13 protein-coding genes and 2 tRNA genes are annotated in these 16,751 nt (G+C 69.2%); 11 read left to right on the forward strand and 4 right to left on the reverse strand.

The genetic code is table 11. The features are described 5' to 3' along the window. Nucleotides 1–467 precede the first annotated feature (467 nt). Nucleotides 468–773: a c-type cytochrome gene (locus O9Y01_RS20230; RefSeq protein WP_269633435.1), complete on the reverse strand. Its 306-nt coding sequence runs from the start codon at nucleotides 771–773 to the stop codon at nucleotides 468–470. 175 nt (nucleotides 774–948) lie between these two features. Here O9Y01_RS20230 and O9Y01_RS20235 point away from each other — a divergent pair, with 175 nt between their 5' ends. Then, a complete protein-coding gene (locus O9Y01_RS20235) occupies nucleotides 949–1,194 on the forward strand; it encodes a TIGR04438 family Trp-rich protein (RefSeq protein ID WP_269633436.1) in 246 nt (81 codons plus the stop codon). 190 nt (nucleotides 1,195–1,384) lie between these two features. Here the strand turns inward: O9Y01_RS20235 and ilvD are convergent, their stop codons facing one another. Further along, the gene (ilvD, locus tag O9Y01_RS20240; RefSeq protein ID WP_269633437.1) at nucleotides 1,385–3,064 is read right to left on the reverse strand and encodes a dihydroxy-acid dehydratase; all 1,680 of its coding nucleotides are present in this window, start codon (nucleotides 3,062–3,064) and stop codon (nucleotides 1,385–1,387) included. Between the two features lie 119 nt (nucleotides 3,065–3,183). Between ilvD and O9Y01_RS20245 the strand changes: the two genes are divergently transcribed. From O9Y01_RS20245 to O9Y01_RS20285, 9 genes are all read left to right on the forward strand, one after another. Then, entirely contained in the window at nucleotides 3,184–4,077 is an 894-nt protein-coding gene (locus O9Y01_RS20245) for a LysR family transcriptional regulator (RefSeq protein WP_269633438.1), read from the forward strand. A 161-nt stretch (nucleotides 4,078–4,238) separates the two neighbouring features. Next, on the forward strand, nucleotides 4,239–5,234 hold the full coding sequence (locus O9Y01_RS20250; RefSeq protein ID WP_269633439.1) for a tetratricopeptide repeat protein: 996 nt from the start codon (nucleotides 4,239–4,241) through the stop codon (nucleotides 5,232–5,234). A gap of 57 nt (nucleotides 5,235–5,291) precedes the next feature. Beyond that, nucleotides 5,292–6,341, forward strand: coding sequence for a tetratricopeptide repeat protein (locus O9Y01_RS20255; RefSeq protein WP_269633440.1), 1,050 nt, complete (start codon nucleotides 5,292–5,294; stop codon nucleotides 6,339–6,341). Nucleotides 6,342–6,414: 73 nt separating this feature from the next. After that, nucleotides 6,415–7,218, forward strand: a complete 804-nt coding sequence (gene lgt / locus O9Y01_RS20260) for a prolipoprotein diacylglyceryl transferase (RefSeq protein ID WP_269633441.1) — start codon at nucleotides 6,415–6,417, stop codon at nucleotides 7,216–7,218. A gap of 30 nt (nucleotides 7,219–7,248) precedes the next feature. After that, complete coding sequence (gene dnaQ / locus O9Y01_RS20265; RefSeq protein ID WP_269633442.1) at nucleotides 7,249–7,983, forward strand: DNA polymerase III subunit epsilon; 735 nt, start codon at nucleotides 7,249–7,251, stop codon at nucleotides 7,981–7,983. A 173-nt stretch (nucleotides 7,984–8,156) separates the two neighbouring features. Beyond that, nucleotides 8,157–8,231: transfer RNA gene (locus tag O9Y01_RS20270), tRNA-Val, on the forward strand. A gap of 116 nt (nucleotides 8,232–8,347) precedes the next feature. After that, a tRNA-Val gene (locus O9Y01_RS20275) sits at nucleotides 8,348–8,422 on the forward strand. A gap of 89 nt (nucleotides 8,423–8,511) precedes the next feature. Continuing rightward, the gene (locus O9Y01_RS20280) at nucleotides 8,512–9,354 is read left to right on the forward strand and encodes an NUDIX hydrolase (protein WP_269633443.1); all 843 of its coding nucleotides are present in this window, start codon (nucleotides 8,512–8,514) and stop codon (nucleotides 9,352–9,354) included. 14 nt (nucleotides 9,355–9,368) lie between these two features. Next, nucleotides 9,369–11,648, forward strand: coding sequence for an AAA family ATPase (locus O9Y01_RS20285; protein WP_269633444.1), 2,280 nt, complete (start codon nucleotides 9,369–9,371; stop codon nucleotides 11,646–11,648). 21 nt (nucleotides 11,649–11,669) lie between these two features. Here O9Y01_RS20285 and O9Y01_RS20290 read toward each other — a convergent pair whose 3' ends face one another. Further along, nucleotides 11,670–12,629 (reverse strand): response regulator, encoded by a 960-nt coding sequence (locus tag O9Y01_RS20290; protein WP_269633445.1) that lies wholly within the window; start codon nucleotides 12,627–12,629, stop codon nucleotides 11,670–11,672. A 369-nt stretch (nucleotides 12,630–12,998) separates the two neighbouring features. On the opposite strand from O9Y01_RS20290, the gene O9Y01_RS20295 reads away from it, so the two are divergent. Then, the gene (locus O9Y01_RS20295) at nucleotides 12,999–14,147 is read left to right on the forward strand and encodes an NAD(P)/FAD-dependent oxidoreductase (RefSeq protein WP_269633446.1); all 1,149 of its coding nucleotides are present in this window, start codon (nucleotides 12,999–13,001) and stop codon (nucleotides 14,145–14,147) included. A gap of 539 nt (nucleotides 14,148–14,686) precedes the next feature. Here O9Y01_RS20295 and O9Y01_RS20300 read toward each other — a convergent pair. After that, on the reverse strand, nucleotides 14,687–16,711 hold the full coding sequence (locus tag O9Y01_RS20300) for a glycosyl hydrolase family 18 protein (protein ID WP_269633448.1): 2,025 nt from the start codon (nucleotides 16,709–16,711) through the stop codon (nucleotides 14,687–14,689). Nucleotides 16,712–16,751: the final 40 nt, after the last annotated feature.

Below are 16,751 nucleotides of genomic sequence, written 5' to 3' on the forward strand. Positions count from 1 at the left end.
GCCCAGCCACGGGCGGGGCTGAGGCCGGGCGATGCATCGAGCATGGCGACGATCAACAAGGCTTGTGATGAAGCCGTGAGTGACTCACGATGATCCGGCTCCCCGGCTCCCCGGCTCCCCGGCTCCCCGGCTCCCCGGCGAGCCGAGAGTGCCGTGCCGTGCGAGGCGTCGAGCATTGCGCCGAACACCCGTGCGCTCGCCGAAAGGCAGTGGCCCGCTGCACAGCAGCCGGGCACCGACGCCCCGCACCCCCCGCTGCCCTACGCTCATCCGCTGCAAAAAAAGAAAAGGCCCGCTGCACAGCTGCCGGGCCCCCCCGCTGCCATACGCTCGTCCGCTGCAAAAAAAGAAAAGGCCCGCTGCGCAGCAGTCGGGCCTTTTCGCACCGCACGCGGCTCGCTGATCCGGCTCCGCCGGTCAGCCGAGCCGGCCCCCCTGGGGGGGCGCGCGAAGCGCGTAGGGGGGGATCACTTCACAGTAAGCACCCACTTGGCCAAGGTCTCGGCCTCGGCAGGCGTCACGGCATTGGCGGGCATGGGCACGGGGCCCCACACGCCGGAGCCGCCCTTGATGATCTTCTCGGACAGCTTCTTCACGGCGTCCTTGTCCTTGGCGTACTTGGCGGCCACTTCCTTGTAGGCCGGGCCCACGATCTTCTTGTCCACGGAGTGGCAGGTCATGCAGTTCTTCTTCTGCGCCAGCTCCTGGTTGGCAAAGGCGGGAGCAGCGAAGACGGCGGCCAGGGCAGCGACGGCGATCAGCTTGGACTTCATGGGTTCCTCTCGAAACAAGCGTCAGGGATTGGGGGCATGGTCCGGCGCTCAAACTGCTCTACAGTGGGAGCCGGAACCGGCGCAAGCGATTCTACGGGGCGTCGTCCCACACGGCAGGTGTGCACTTCTTGTGTGGGGTCAAAGACAAAGAACGAAAAAAGAAAGGAATCCGACCATGTGGTTTGTGGGTCTGGGTGTGCTGCTGATGCTGATGAAGATCGGCGATGTCGGCTTTGTGGCCGGCTGGAGCTGGATTGCCGTGCTGAGCCCCTTCGCGCTCGCGGTGGTCTGGTGGGTCTGGGCGGATGGCAGTGGCTACACGCAGCGCAAGGCCATGGAGCAGCTGGAAGAGCGCCAGGCCAAGCGCCGCCAGCGCGCGCTGGAAGCCCTGGGCCGTGACAAGCCCGGCCAGCGGCGCTGAGCTCGACTCGAGCATCGCCCGCAGCTCGCGGCTGCGCATCCGCGGATGCTCCGGGGCAGTGGCAGGCAGCAGCGGGGCGTTGAGCCGCCACGCAGGCGCCCGCCCCGCGCTAGCGGCAATGCAAGGATGAAGAAAAAGGCCCTGCCGGCATCGCGCCGTCAGGGCCTTTGTGCTGGCAGGCGGGGCCTGATCAGTCGAACTTGTCCAGCACCGCACCGACGCTGGCGCTGGCCGCATTGCGGGCGAACTTGGCCAGCACGCCACGGGTGTAGCGCGGGGCAGGCTGGGTCCAGCCGGCACGGCGGCGGGCCAGCTCCTCGTCGCTCACATGCAGCTGCAGCAGCAGCTGGTGGGCGTCGATGGTGATGCTGTCGCCCTCCTGGACGAGCGCGATGGTGCCGCCCTCATAGGCCTCGGGCGCCACGTGGCCGACCACCATGCCCCAGGTGCCCCCGGAGAAGCGGCCGTCGGTGATCAGGCCCACGCTCTCGCCCAGACCCTGGCCGATCAGGGCGCCGGTGGGCGCCAGCATCTCGGGCATGCCGGGACCGCCCTTGGGGCCCAGGTAGCGCAGCACCATGACGTCGCCAGCCTTGATCTGCCCGGCCATGATGGCGGCCAGCGCGGACTGCTCGTCGTCGAAGACCCGGGCCGGGCCGGTGATGACGGGGTTCTTCAGGCCGGTGATCTTGGCCACGGCGCCCTCGGGCGAGAGATTGCCCTTCAGGATGGCCAGATGGCCTTCGGCATAGAGCGGCTGGCTGACGGGGCGGATCACGTCCTGGTCCGCCGAGAGCTCCGGCACCTCGGCCAGGTTCTCGGCCACGGTCTTGCCGGTGATGGTCATGGCATCGCCATGGATCATGCCGTGCTTGAGCAGCTCCTTCATCACGGCCGGGATGCCGCCCGCGCGGTGCAGGTCGATGGCCAGGTACTGGCCGCTGGGCTTGAGGTTGCACAGCACCGGCACCTTCTTGCGCATGCGCTCGAAGTCGTCGATGGTCCAGTCCACCTCGGCGGCGTGGGCGATGGCCAGGTAGTGCAGCACGGCATTGGTGGAGCCGCCGGTGGCCAGGATCACGGCCACGGCGTTCTCGATGGCCTTCTTGGTGACGATGTCGCGCGGCTTCAGGTCCTTCTTGACGGCCTCGACCAGGATGGCCGCCGCCTGCTTGACGCTCTCCACGACCTCATCCTCGACATTGGCCATGGTGGACGAATAGGGCAGGCTCATGCCCAGCGCCTCGAAGGAGGAGCTCATGGTGTTGGCCGTGTACATGCCGCCGCAGGAGCCGCTGCCGGGGATGGCGCGCTTCTCGATCTCGCAGAAGTCGCGCTCGTCCATCTTGCCGGCCGAGAACTGGCCCACGGCCTCGAAGACGCTGACGATGTTGAGGTCCTGGCCCTTGTACTTGCCCGGCAGGATGGTGCCGCCATAGACATACAGCGAAGGCACGTTGGCGCGCAGCATGCCCATCATGCCGCCGGGCATGTTCTTGTCGCAGCCGCCGATGACGATCACGCCGTCCATCCACTGGCCGCCCACGCAGGTCTCCACGCAGTCGGAGATGACCTCGCGCGAGACCAGGCTGTACTTCATGCCCTCGGTGCCCATGGCCATGCCGTCGCTGATGGTGGGCGTGCCGAAGATCTGCGGATTGGCGCCGGCCTCCTTGAGGCCCTCCACGGCCGCATCCGCCAGGCGCTGCAGGCCGCTGTTGCAGGGCGTGATGGTGGAGTGGCCGTTGGCCACGCCGATCATGGGCTTGCCGAAGTCCTCCTCCTTGTAGCCCAGGCCGTAGTACATGGAACGGTTGGGCGCGCGGGCCACGCCTTCTGTGATGTTCTTCGAGCGGCGGTTGTAGCTCATGGGGAGGTCTCCGGTGTGGGGAAGGCCGCAGGGGCGGCTGAGGCTGGCGCCAGTATCGGCATGGGGAGATATCGTGTCCAATATATATCCAGCCATCGAATGATTTGCGGGATGTATCAATGACCGACCTCCGTACCTGGCGCCAGTTCTGCGTGCTGGCCCGCGAGCTGCACTTCGGCCGGGCCGCCCAGCGCCTGCACATGACCCAGCCGCCCCTGAGCCTGGCCATGCAGAAGCTGGAGCAGGCCCTGGGCGTGACCCTGTTCGAGCGCAGCCGCCGCAGCGTGCGGCTCAGCGCGGCGGGCGCGGCCCTGCTGCCGCAGGCCGAGGCGCTGCTGGCCCAGGCGGAGGCCCTGCCGGCGGTGGCACGCTCGGCGGCCGCAGGCATCAGCGGGCGGCTGCGCCTGGGCTTTGTCTCGACGGTGGGCTACGGCGAAATGCCGCAGTGGCTGCGCCAGTTCCGCGAGCGCTTCCCGGAGGTCGCCCTGCAGCTGCGCGAGGCCACGCTGGACGTGCAGCTGGAGGCTTTCGACCGGGACGAGCTGGACGCCGGCTTCGTGATCCACGCGCCAGGCGCCGCACCGGCCGGCTTCGAGACCCTGCGTCTGTCCGAGGAGCCCATGGTGCTGGCGCATGCCGAGGGCGTGGGCGCGGCGTCGCCCAAGGCCTTGCTCGATGCGCCGCTGATCATCTTTCCGCGCGAGATCGCGCCCTCGCTGCATGACGCGGTGCTGGCCTTCTACGCGGCCCAGGGGCGGCGCGTTGCCATTGCCCAGGAGGCCATCCAGATGCAGACCATTGTCAACCTGGTGTCCTCGGGCATGGGCGTGGCCTGGGTGCCGCGCTCGGTGATGGCCCTGCAGCGCGCAGGCGTCAGCTACCGCGCGCTGCGCATGCCGGGCCTGCCGCGCTGCGAGACGCGGCTGATCTGGCGGGCGCCGGCCGCGCCCGTGGTGGACGGCTTCGTGGCCCATGTGCGGCAGGCGCTGCGGGGAAGTCCCGAGGGGAAATAGCTGGAAGTCATGGCGGCAGGCAACGCAGAATGCGCGGCCGGCCTGGCAATGCCTGACTGACGTGCGGCAGACGCCCCACTGCAGGCTGCGCCAACCACAGGCGGTCAACGGCCGGGCCCGGCCTCCGTTGAACGCCGACGATCCAAGAGAGGAGATGCTCCATGCCCCGCCACGTTCTGCGCCCCTTGCTGCTGGCCGTCCTGCTGAGTGCAGGCCTGGCCCAGGCCGCGACCTTCAAGGATCCTGCCCTTCAGCAGGCCCTGGACGCTGACCACGACGACGAGCTGCTGTCCCTGGCCCGCGCCCGTCTCAAGTCGGACGCCAACGACGCCCAGGGCCTGGCCGCCACGGCCCTGCTGGGCCTGCAGGACGGCGACAGCACCCGCCTCGAGGCCCATGCCAAGGCCCTGCAGCAGTGCGTGGAGCGGCAGCCCCGCGAGTTCGTGTGCCACTTCGTGCTGGGCCAGGTGCTGGGCAGCCAGGCCATGTCCGGCGGCATGATGAAGGCCATGACGCTCACCGGGCGCATCAAGGAATCCTTCCAGAAGGCCCTGGAGCTGGAGCCCCAGTCCTTCGAGGCCCGCGAGGCCCTGCAGCAGTTCTACCTGATGGCCCCGGGTATCGCGGGGGGCTCGACCACCAAGGCCCGCGCCCTGGTCGACGAGATCCAGGACAGCCAGCCGGCCCAGGCCCATCTGTTGCGCGCCCGTCTGCTGGCCACCGACGGCGACACGGCCGGCGCCGAGCGCGAGCTCAAGGCCTACAAGCCGGGCAGGGAGGTCGCGGCCAACAAGGCCTGGGTGCAGGGCTGGGCCGGCCTGGGCCTGAGCTATCTGCAGGACAAGCAGCTGCCCAAGGCTCGCGCCTGGTTCGAGCAGCTGATCAAGGAGCAGCCCCAGGCCGCGCTGGGCCCCTTCGGCCTGGCCCGGGTGGCGGCGGCGGAGCAGCGCTGGGAGGAGTCGGCCCGCGCCTTCGAGCAGTCCCGCACGCTGGAAGGGGCGCGCAACCTGCCCATCGACTACCGCCTGGGTCTGATGCTGCAGGCCAAGGGCGACAAGGCTCAGGCCAAGGCCGCGCTGGAACGCTATCTGGCCGGCAGGACGCCCAGCAAGCGTCTGGCCGAGGACGCCCGCAAGCGCCTGGCCGAGCTCGGCTGATGGGCTGATGGGCTGATGCCGACCCGGGATACCGCGGCTGGCCTTAGCATGTCGGCCATGTCGCTGATGTCGCGTTCCGCTCCTTCCATGCCTGCCCGGTTCCGGTCCGTCCTTCCCGGGCTGCTGACGGCCCTGGCCCTGGCTCTGCCGGGGACCGGCAGGGCCGCCGTGCTGTCGGACCCCACGCTGCAGGCGCTGTTCGCGGCCGGCCAGGCCCTGGAGCTGGAACGCGCGGCGCAGGCGCGCCTCGGCGCCGATGCGAACGACCTCCAGGGGCAGATGGCCCTGGCGCTCGCGGGCCTGGAGTGGGGTCGGCAGGAGGCGCTGGAGCCCTCGCTGCGCCAGATGCAGGCCTGCGTCGAGCGCCAGCCGGACTTCGCGCCCTGCCATTACGTCCTCGGCTCGGTGCTGAGCGTGCAGGCCGTGCGCGGCGGGGCGCTGAAAGCCCTGAGCCTCAATGCGCGCATCCGCCAGCACCTGCAGCGGGCCTTCGAGCTGGACCCGCGCAGCTATGAGATCCGCAGCGCCCTGGTGCAGTACTACCTCGCCGTGCCCATGCTGGCCGGCGGCAGTCACAGCAAGGCACGCAGCCTGGAACTGGACTGGCGCAAGGTCAATGCCGAACAGGCGCGCATGCTGCGCATCTTCATCGCCCTGGGCGACGAAGACTGGGCCGATGCCGAGCGCGAGCTCAAGGCCCTGCGCACGGGCCCGGACCCGCGCCTGGCCTTCGACGCCCGCGTGGCCTACGGGCAGCTGGGCCGACATTTCGTCAAGGACCACCAATGGGACCGCGCCCGCAAGCTCTACGAGCAACTGATGCGGGACCAGCCCCGCCAGGCAAGCGGCGCCTACCTGATGTCCCGCCTGGCCCAGGACCAGGGCCGTTTCGACGAAGCCATCGACTGGCTCCAGCGCGCGCGCAGGCTGGAGGGGGCGGAGCTGCTGCCCCTGGACCAGCGCCTGGGCAATGCCTATGAGGGCCTGGGCGACAAGGCGCAGGCGCGAGCCGCCTACGAGCGCTATCTGGGCGGCAGCCACCGGCACCAGCGCAATGAGCAGGAGGTGCGGCGCTCGCTGGCCGCGCTGGACGGTGGGGCGGGCTGAGCAGGGCTGATCGGGGCAGGGCGGGCCACTATGATGCGCGCCTGACCAATCCTGGACCCTCGAGGACCTCGCCATGTGGGTGCATCCGCAGTTCGATCCCATCGCCATCCGGCTCGGCCCCCTGGCCGTGCACTGGTACGGGCTGGCCTATCTGGCCGGCTTCGTCGTCTTCATGCTGCTGGCGCGCTGGCGCATCCGCCAGCCGGGCCTGACCACCCAGCCCTGGACCACGCTGCACCTCGATGACCTGCTGTTCTATGGCGTGCTGGGCGTGGTGCTGGGCGGCCGCCTGGGCTTCGTCTTCTTCTACAAGCCCGAGTACTACCTGGCCAATCCGCTGGAGATCTTCAAGGTCTGGACGGGCGGCATGGCCTTCCACGGCGGCCTGCTGGGCGTGGCGCTGGCGCTGGCGGTGTTCGCCTGGCGCCGGGGCTGGCGCTTCTTCGAGGTGACGGACCTGGTCGCGCCCTGCGTGGGCCTCAGCTTCGGCCTGGTGCGCATCGCCAACTTCATCAACGGCGAGCTGTGGGGCCGGCCGGTGGCCTCCGACGTGCCCTGGGCCATGGTCTTCCCGCAGGCCCCGACGATGGAACCGCGCCATCCCTCCCAGCTCTACCAGGCCTTCGGCGAGGGCGTGCTTCTCTTCGGCCTGCTGTGGCTCTATGCCCGCAAGCCGCGCCTGACGGGCCAGGTCTCGGGCATCTTCCTCTTCCTGTATGGGCTGCAGCGCTTCGTGATCGAGTTCTTCCGCGAACCGGACGCCTACCTGGGCCTGCAGGCCCTGGGCCTGAGTCGGGGACAATGGCTGTGCCTGCCCATGATCCTGGCCGGCCTCGCCATCTGGGCGTGGGCCGGACGGCGCGGCAGCAAGACCTGACCCCACGCCTGACCTCCTGAACTGGCCGCCATGCGACAAATCTTCTTCGACACCGAAACCACCGGCCTGCGCGCCGAGGCCGGCGACCGCATCATCGAAATCGGCTGCGTGGAGATGGTGAACCGGCAGCTGACCGGCAACAACCTGCACCTCTATCTGAACCCCGAGCGGGACATCGACGAAGAGGCCGTGCGCATCCACGGCCTGACGGTCGAGTTCCTCGCTGACAAGCCCAAGTTCGCCGAGGTGGTGGACCAGATCGTCGACTTCCTCAGCGGCGCCGAGCTGGTCATCCACAACGCGGCCTTCGACATCGGCTTCATGAACGCCGAACTCAAACGCCTGGGCCGGCCCCTGGTGACGGACTTCGTCGGCGGCGTGCGGGACACCCTGCTGATGGCCCGGGACATGTTCCCCGGCAAGGCCAATTCCCTGGACGCGCTGTGCAAGCGCCTGGAGGTGGACAACTCCAACCGGACCTTCCACGGCGCCTTGCTGGACTCCGAGCTGCTGGCCGAGGTCTACATCCGCCTGACCCGCGGCCAGGATGCGCTGCTGATGGACGACCACGGCAGTGCCAGCGGGCAGGAGGGCGGAGACACCCGCGTGGCCCAGGTGGACTTCAGCCGCTTCGTGCTGCCCGTCCTGCAGGCGACGCCCGAGGAGCTGGAGGCCCACGAGAAGGTGCTGGCCGAGCTGGACAAGGCCAGCGGCGGCAAGCGTGTCTGGCAGACGGCAGCTCCCGAGGCCTCCCCGGCTGCCTGAGCTGCCTGAAGCTCGGCAGAAGTTTTTCGGCAAAATTCTGTTCAAGCCCAAAAACTCGTGGCATAATCGTGGGCTTCCCGGTTAACGAACTTTGTTGATGCGGTGGTGCCAGAAAAGGCAGCAAAGGCAACAACAGGGTTTGGCTGGCAGCGACGCCAGCGGACAGATTGATCGGGCGGTTAGCTCAGCGGTAGAGCACTGCCTTCACACGGCAGGGGTCGCAGGTTCGAACCCTGCACCGCCCACCAGAACAAGCGGTCGGGCCAGCAGCTTCAGGCGGTTGGCGACGGCAGCAACAGCTCCGGCGATCGCATCGGAGCGCTCTGGAAGATCTGTCACACGTCGCCGCAGTCGCATGCGTACCGGGCGGTTAGCTCAGCGGTAGAGCACTGCCTTCACACGGCAGGGGTCGCAGGTTCGAACCCTGCACCGCCCACCAAGATCACCCCGCAAGTCACCTGGCTTGCGGGGTTTTGTTTTTTGGCATGCTCCGACCCTGCAATGAACGCGCAGACGAGGAACGCCGCCTTGGATTCAATCCCCGCTTCGACCACAGACCCCCTGCGCCCGCCCGCCGACTGGTGGCGCTGGGTGCTCGACGGCCAGGCACTGGGCTGGCTGGCGCCGGCGCATCAGCGGCTGCTGGCGGGATGGGGCCTGGGCGTGGCGCTTGCTGAAGCCCGCTCCTGGAGCGTGTGCAGTGACACCCACGATGCCGAGGCCCGCAGCCGCTGGCTTGCCGAGCTGGCGTCGCGCCTGCGCGAGGCTGGCTGGGTGCGGGGCTGGCGCGGGGAGCGCTATCGCTGTCACCTGCCTGGACGCGACGACGGCGAAGGGCCCCCCGGCGGACCTGTCTTCTTCGAGCTGGAGCGTGCCGCCTACCGCTTCTTCGGTCTCACGAGTCAGGCGGTGCATGTCAATGGCGTGGATGCATCCGGCGCGCTCTGGTGCGGCCGGCGCGCGCTGCACAAGGCCACCGATCCCGGGCGCCTCGACAACCTCGCCGCGGGCGGCCTCCCGGCAGGCGAGGACCTCATGGACTGTGCCCGCCGTGAGCTCTGGGAGGAGGCCGGCGTGCCTCCCGCGCTGTGCGGGCCGCTGCGACTGATGGGCCGGCTGCGCACCGCGCGTGTCGAATCCGAGGGCTGGCACGAGGAGTGGCTGCACGTCTTCGAGCTGGCCCTGCCTGCCGGCTTCGTGCCGCGAAACCAGGACGGCGAGGTCAGCGCCTTTGAGTGCCTCGCGCCCGGCGAGGTGGCGCAGCGCATGGCCTCGCAGGACTTCAGCCCGGATGCGGCGGCCGTGAGCGCCTTCTGGCTTGGGTCCAGGGCTGGCCCAGGTCTCATCTCGACTACAGTCGTCAGCCGCTGATGCCTGTGCCTGCCATGACGACTCTTTCTCCCACGCTCACCTTCGACGCTGGCACCCTGCTGGTCCTGTCCGGCCTGCCGGGTGCGGGCAAGACGCGCCTGCGCGAGCGGGCGCAGGGCCTGCCCGAAGGTGCCTGGGTGTCGATGGACGAACTGCGGCGCCAGGTGCTGGGCACGCTGACCGTGCTCAACGCGGGCCGGCGCCAGACGCAGGTCCGGCAGGAAGCCAACGACGTGGTCTACCACATGGCCCAGTCCATCGTGGCCGAGCGCATGCGGCATGGGCTGAGCACCGTGGTCGATGCCACCAACCTCACCGACGCCGACCGCAAGCCCTGGATCGACCACGCCCATGCGAACGGTGCCGAGGCCTGTGTGCTGATCGTGGACACGCCGTTCGAGGAATGCCTGCGGCGCATGCAGGCCCGCGAGGACTGGGTGCCGGAGCCTCGCATCCGCGAGATGATGCAGGCCCGTGGTGGGGCGGGGAGCGAGGGGTTCGAGCGGGGCTCCGGCTATCCTCACCGCCTCCTCTCGGGCGGCGAGACGCTGCGGTTCCAGCCGCGGCAGGTGCCCACCGCGTGCCTGGATGTCGTCAGTGATGTGCATGGCTTGCTGGACGATCTGCTCGTCCTGCTCGAAGGCTGCGGCTGGCAGGTGCGGGATGGCGTCCTGCGGCATCCGGAGGCTCAGCGGCGCCTGCTGTTCCTGGGAGATCTGGTGGACCGGGGGCCCGATTCGCTGCCCCTGCTGGAGCTGGTGATGCGCAGCTGCGAGGCGGGCACCGCCCAGTGTCTGCAGGGCAACCACGAGGCCAAGCTGCTGAAGTTCGTGGAGCAGGCGCAGCGCGAGGGCATCGAGCGCTGGGGCTCCTGGGCCAACGCGGAAACCGGCATGCAGCTGCTGAAGCTGCCCGAGGCCCAGCGTCAGCAGCTGGTGGCGTTCATGCGGCGCCTGCCCCCTTACGTCACCCATGAGCCGGCCCGGGTGGCCTTCGTGCACGGTGACGTCCACCGCTTCGACCCCTTTCTGAGCCTGCGCGAGGACCTCGTGCACGGCCAGTCGGGCTTCCGGCCGGATGTCGATTCCGACGCGATCTATGCCGCCGGACACCGCGCCGGCCTCAATGACTATCTGGTCATCCGGGGCCATGTGCCGCCAACGAGTGAGCAGGACTGCATCGTGTCCATCGAGGCCCAGGGCTACCAGAAGGGGGAGTTGCGCCTGCTGCGCTTCGACGATTTCCTGGCGGCACGCGAGGCGGGCGTCGGCGTCCAGGCGGCGGTGCGACAGGCCCTGCATGTGCGTGCCTGCAGCCACGACCAGGAGGCATATGCCGAGCGCCGGTTCGGCCTGGCCAAGGCCCTGGAGGCCCTCACCACGCGCAAGCTGGTGCGCCGCAGCCTGGACCCCTCCAAGCTCTTCAGGGGCTACAAATACGCCAAGGAGGTGTTCTGGACGGGCGCCTGGGACGCGTCGCCCTACCTCATCAAGGCCCGGGGCATCGTGCTGGACGTGGCGGGCACGGTGGTGTCCAACCCCTTCGACAAGGTCTTCAACTACGGCGAGCGCGAGGTCGGCAGGGACCTGCCGGACACGCTGCCCGTGGTGGAGGCGCTCAAGCTCAACGGCTTCCTGGGCATCATCAGCCCGCACCCCCTGAAGCGTGGCGAGCTGCTGGTGCACACCCAGGGCAGTCTGGACCCTGAAAACGAGTACATCCGGCACATCGTGGCGCTGCTCCAGCCCCGCCAGCGCGGCCTGCTGGCGCGGTTCTTCGCGCAGCGCCCGATGACGCTGATGCTGGAGGTTCTGCATCCGGAGGATCCGCACATCGTCGAGTACGGCCCGGATGAGCACGGCCTCTACCTCATCGGCGCCCGCACGCTGGGCTTCGAGGACCCGGAGCTGCCGGAGGAGGAGCTGGACCGCATCGCCGAGCAGCTGGCCCTGCGCCGCCCCTGGTGGCGCCGCACGACGCTGGGTGAGGTGAAGCGGCGCGTGCGAGATTGCCGGGACGAGGGCTCCATGGTCCGCGCGGACACGGCCTTGCAGACCAGCCTGCTGAAGATGAAGTCACCCTTCTACCTGACGACCAAGTTCCTGGCCCGCCTCAGCAGCAAGAATGCCCGTCATCTCTTCAGCAACCCGCAGGACTTCAAGAAGCACCAGGACGAGGAGCTCTATCCCATCGTCGACGCCGTGGCCGCCGCGTTCAGCCTGGACAGCTTCCTGGCGCTGAGTGACTGCGAGCGGGTGCGCGCCGTGCGGGACATCATCGAGCGTCAGCAGTAGGCGGGCGCCGCTCCAGGCTGATCAGACCAGCAGAAAGCACAAGCGCCCCGTCCCTGCCTCCTTGCCCAGCAGGGGCAGGGTGAGGCTCAGGTCGGTGCGGGCGCTGGGTTGCTGCAGCACCTGCTGCAGCTTGTCGAAGGGCTGCGGGGTCAGCCGGGTGCTGCCCAGCTGGGCCTCGCTGCCGGCGCCGGGCTTGTGCAGCACGGCGGCCATGCTGCGCAGATAGCGGCTGGCTTCCTCCACCATGCGGGGACCGGGCTGGCGGGTCTGGATGGCCTTCAGGATCTCCTGCTTGCCCAGGGCCAGGGCCATGCCGCCAATCATGGCGACGGCGCTGGCGTCCAGCAGGCCGACGGCGTAGGCCGTCTTGCGGCCGGTGCAGCCGTAGAGGCCCACCAGCAGCGGGTACTGCTCGAAGTCATGGCGGGCGTCGGACTTCAGCAGGTCGAAGCTGCGGGTGCAGAGCAGGGCGTGCAGCTGCTGCTGGGCCAGGCCCAGGGACTGCAGGGCGCCGGGCAGCACCGTCGCGGGCTCGGTCACCTCGGCCGTCTTGCGCTGCTGGGCCTGCTCGCGCAGGGCGGACTGGCCGTAGAGGGAGTCGTGCACCACGCGGCGCAGCGTGGCGTCGTCGAAAGGCTTGTGCACCACGAAGGCAGCGCCGTTGCTGCGGGCCTGGCTGAGGCACTGGGCATTGGTCTCTGTGGTCACGAAGCCCACGGGCACATGACCCTGGCCGATCTGGCGCAGCGTCTGCAGCATCTCGATGCCCGAGACGCCCGGCATGTGCCAGTCCGAGACCACGAGGTCCGGCTTGAACTCCTGCATGCGCTGCAGCGCCTCGGCGCCGTCGCTGGCGGTCTGGATCTGCAGGGGCCCCATCTCTCCGTGCTGCAGCACGCGGCGGATGATGGCCTGGATGGCGCGGCTGTCGTCGACGATCAGCACGCGGCGGGATTCCTCGCTCATGTTCTTGTCATTCATCTGATTCCTCGCTCCGGCAACAGGGCACCCTCATGAGGACCGGGCCCATGCGGGCATGGGCGCGGTCCGACGGTCTCCCTGGCGCCAGGGGCGGGACTGGTGTCCGCTCTGCGGTCCGGGCCTTCCATCGCCCCGGGCTGCGCGGCTCGCAGGGCCACGTCATCGGGGCGCCCTCGGGGGCGGCCTGGAGGACCTCTGATGGTCCGGCTGGCTGAAGCTGGAACCCGTCGGGATCAGACGGGTCTCAACTTCTGGCGGGAGTGTCATGCAGGCGACAAGAGCCGCAGGAGCGGAAAAACACCCGGCCGCGCCAGCATTTGCGGCTCTGCGTGAAATAGTCAGCGCTTCGGAGCGGGGCAGAATGGCTGGATGGAGACTGTGCAAGCCCTGGTGATCGGCGCCGGCGTGGTGGGTCTGGCCGTGGCGCGGGCCCTGGCCCGGCGCGGCCTGGAAACCCTGGTCCTGGAGCAGGACAGGGCCCTTGGGCAGGGCATCAGCGCCCGCAATTCCGAGGTGATCCACGCCGGCCTCTACTACCCGACAGGGTCGCTGAAGGCGCTCTGCTGCGTGCGTGGCCGCCAGCTGCTTTACGACTTCTGCGAGGCCCGCCAGGTTCCGCACCGGCGCTGCGGCAAGCTGCTGGTGGCCACGTCACCGGCCCAGCGCGCCGCGCTGGAGTCACTGGCGGCGCAGGCCCGGGCCAATGGCGTCGATGATCTGCAATGGCTCGGCGGCCCCGAGGCCCAGGCCCTGGAGCCGGCCCTGCGTGCGGACGCGGCCCTGCTCTCGCCCTCCACCGGCATCGTGGACAGCCATGCGCTGATGCAGGCCCTGGAGGCCGATCTGGAGGCGGGTGGGGGCCAGGTCTTGCCTTGCAGCCGCGTGCTGGGCTGGCACAGCCGCCCCGAGGGGCTGCACGTGCTGCGGGTGCAATCGGCGGACGGCGAGGTCTCGGAGCTGGGCTGCCGCGTGTTGGTCAATGCGGCCGGCCTGTGGGCCACGGTGCTGGCCGAGGCCAGCACGGGCCTGCCGCCGGGCCTCACGACGGCATTCTGCAAAGGCAGCTATTTCAGCCTGCAGGGGCGGGCCCCGTTCACCCGCCTGGTCTACCCCATGCCCGAGGACGGCGGCCTGGGCGTGCACCTGACCCTGGACCTCGCCGGCCAGGCCCGCTTCGGGCCTGATGTGCAGTGGCTGCCCGAGGGCACGACACCCGAATCCCTGGACTACGCGGTCGAGCCCTCCCGCATGCAGGCCTTCGAGGCCGACATCCGCCGCTACTGGCCCGCCCTGCCCGAGGGCGCGCTGCAGCCGGCCTACAGCGGCGTGCGCCCCAAGCTGCACCGCCCCGGCACGTCGGCCCCGGACTTCCAAATGGATGGGCCCACCCGACATGGCCGGGCGGGCCTCGTGCATCTGCTGGGCATCGAATCCCCCGGCCTGACCAGCTGCCTGGCGCTGGCCGAGGAAGTCCTCAAATGCCTGGCTCTCGATCCCACGCACCCTTCACGACACTGAAGCTGAGAAGCACGAGCAAAGAGAGGCGCAAAACGCTGCCACACCTGGCATTGCTTGCGGCCCAACGCCGCAAGCAATGCCGCCGAGGGCGGGGCCAGGGGCGCAGCCCCAACAGGGCCGAGCGCCGGGCCGCCCCAAGCCGGCCCCCATGGCAAAGCGGGCGGCTCAACGCCGCCCGCTTTGACGTCCCCTCGGGGGACCGACCAGACTTGCCCGCGTTCAGCGGGGCAAGCCTGGGCGAGGGGTTCACAGCCCACAGGCCGAGCGCCGGGCCGCCCCAAGCCGGCCCCCATGGCAAAGCGGGCGGCTCAATGCCGCCCGCTTTGACGTCCCCTCGGGGGACCGACCAGACTTGCCCGCGTTCAGCGAGGCAAGCCTGGGCGAGGGGCTCACAGCCCACAGGCCGAGCGCCGGGCCGCCCCAAGCCGGCCTCCATGGCAAAGCGGGCGGCTCAACGCCGCCCGCTTTGACGTCCCCTCGGGGGACCGCCCAGGCTCGCCCGCGTTCAGCGAGGCAAGCCTGGGCGAGGGGTTCACACCTTACTTCAAGCCGTTGCTGATCGCCTTCAGCAACGTCGCCTGGCTGTCATCCCCGTTGAACTCCCAGAAGAAGGCGCCGCCCAGGCCCTTGTTCTTGGCGTAGCTCATCTTCTCGGTGATCTGGGCCGGGGTGTCGAAGCTCCAGAAGGTCGTGCCGTTGTAGATCCACTGCGCGCGGCTCTGCGGGTCCACGAAGCTCGGGTAGCCCAAGGTCTTGAGGATCTTGTAGTCCTCGATGCCCTTCTCGTACTTGCCCGGGGCAGCAGTGCCCTTCTGGTAGAGGCCGTTGTTGACGTTGGCCACACCCGTCCAGCCGCGGCCGTAGAAGCCGATGCCGATCTGCAGCTTGCTGGCCGGCACGCCCTTGTTCAGGAAGGCCTGCAGGGCGGCGTCGGTGTTGTAGGACTTCACGTCACCCGTGGCTGGATCGCTGCTGTTGGCATAGAGGGGCGAATGGAAGCCGGTGGTGTCTTCCCAGCCGCCGTGGAAGTCGTACGTCATGACGTTGATGAAGTCCACGTAGGGGTGGAACTTGTCCGGCTCGATCACGCGGATCTTGTCCACACCGGCAGGCGCTGCGATGGACAGCAGCAGGCCCGGGCGGATGGCGTCGAGCTGCTTGCGGAACTCGGCCAGCAAGCCGGTGAAGTTCGCCGTGTCCTCGGGCTTGCCACAGGCCAGGCCGCAGGCGGCCGGGTACTCCCAGTCGATGTCGATGCCGTCAAACAGACCGGCCGCAGCACCGGGACCACCGGCGTATTCCACCGAGGGCAGGTCGCCCTTGATGTAGGCGTCCACGCAGCTCTTGACGAAGGCGGCGCGGTTCTCGGGCTTGGCAGCTTCTGAGAAGCCGCGCGAGTAGGTCCAGCCGCCCAGCGAGATCAGCACCTTCAGCTTCGGGTACTTGGCCTTGAGCTTCTTGAGCTGGCCCCAGTTGCCGCGCAGCGGCGCGTCCCAGGCGTCGGCCTTGCCGTCGATGCTGCTCGCGGCGTCAAAGGACTTCGTGTAGTCCGCGAAGGCATCGCCACCCACGCCGGTCTGCTCGTTCACAGGGACGGTGACGCCGACCTCGCACTTGTTGTTGCGCACGTTGCCGAAGGCGTAGTTGATGTGCGTGAGCAGGGGGGCGGAGCCGCTGGTCTCGATGTTCTTGACGAAGTACTTGCGGTCGTAGATGCCCCACTGGGCGAAGTAGCCCAGCACGTTCTTGCCGCCGACGGTGGCCTTGTCGGTGTGCACGGTCAGGGCGGGCGAGGCGGGCGAGGCGCCGGCTTCGCTGACGGCCTGCACGCTGAAGCTGTAGTCGGTGTCCGGCGTCAGGCCATTGACGCTGGCGGTGGTGGCCGGGCCTTGCGCCGCCTGGGCCGAGCCCTGCAGCACGCGGTATTGCACCGTGCAGTTGGGGCCGGCGGGCACGGCGTTCCAGGCCAGGTTCACGCCGGTGCTGGACTTGGAGGGCGCGCTCAGGCCGGTGGGCGTGGCGGGCGTGGTGGTGCAGCTGCCGTTGGCGCTGGTCTTGGCGCTCAGCGCGGCGCTCTGGGCGGAGGCATTGCCGGCCTTGTCACGGGCGCGGACGGTGTAGCTGTAGCTGGTGTTGGCAGCCAGGCCGCTGTCCACATAGCTGGTGCCGGTGGGCGAGCCCACCAGGGTGCCGTTGCGGTAGACGTCATAGCCCGCCACGCCGCTGCCGGCGTCGGTCGAGGCCGCCCAGCTCAGGGTGATGCTGCTGGCGGTGATGCCGCTGGCGGCCAGGCTGGCGGGCACGGTGGGTGCCGTGGTGTCGGTGTTGCCGCCGTCACAGGCGCCGAGCTGCTTCCAGACGTCCCACTGGCCGGACTTGAGCGCGGGGCTTTCGTTCTGGGTCCACCACTTGGCCTGGTAGGCCTGGCTGTTCTGCTGGACCACGGAGCCGCCGGTGTAGACGGCGCCGGAGCTCCAGGTCTGCACGCCGGTGCAGTTGTAGGCCTGGGCGCTGCCGGCGGCAAGGCCGGCGGCCAGGGCGATGAGTTTGAGCGAGTGTTTCATGAGCGTTGAAGAGAGAGAGGTCGAGGGGAAAGGCCCGCCG

The organism is Pelomonas sp. BJYL3, assembly GCF_027257975.1.
Taxonomy (GTDB): Bacteria; Pseudomonadota; Gammaproteobacteria; order Burkholderiales; family Burkholderiaceae_C; genus Roseateles_B; species Roseateles_B flavus.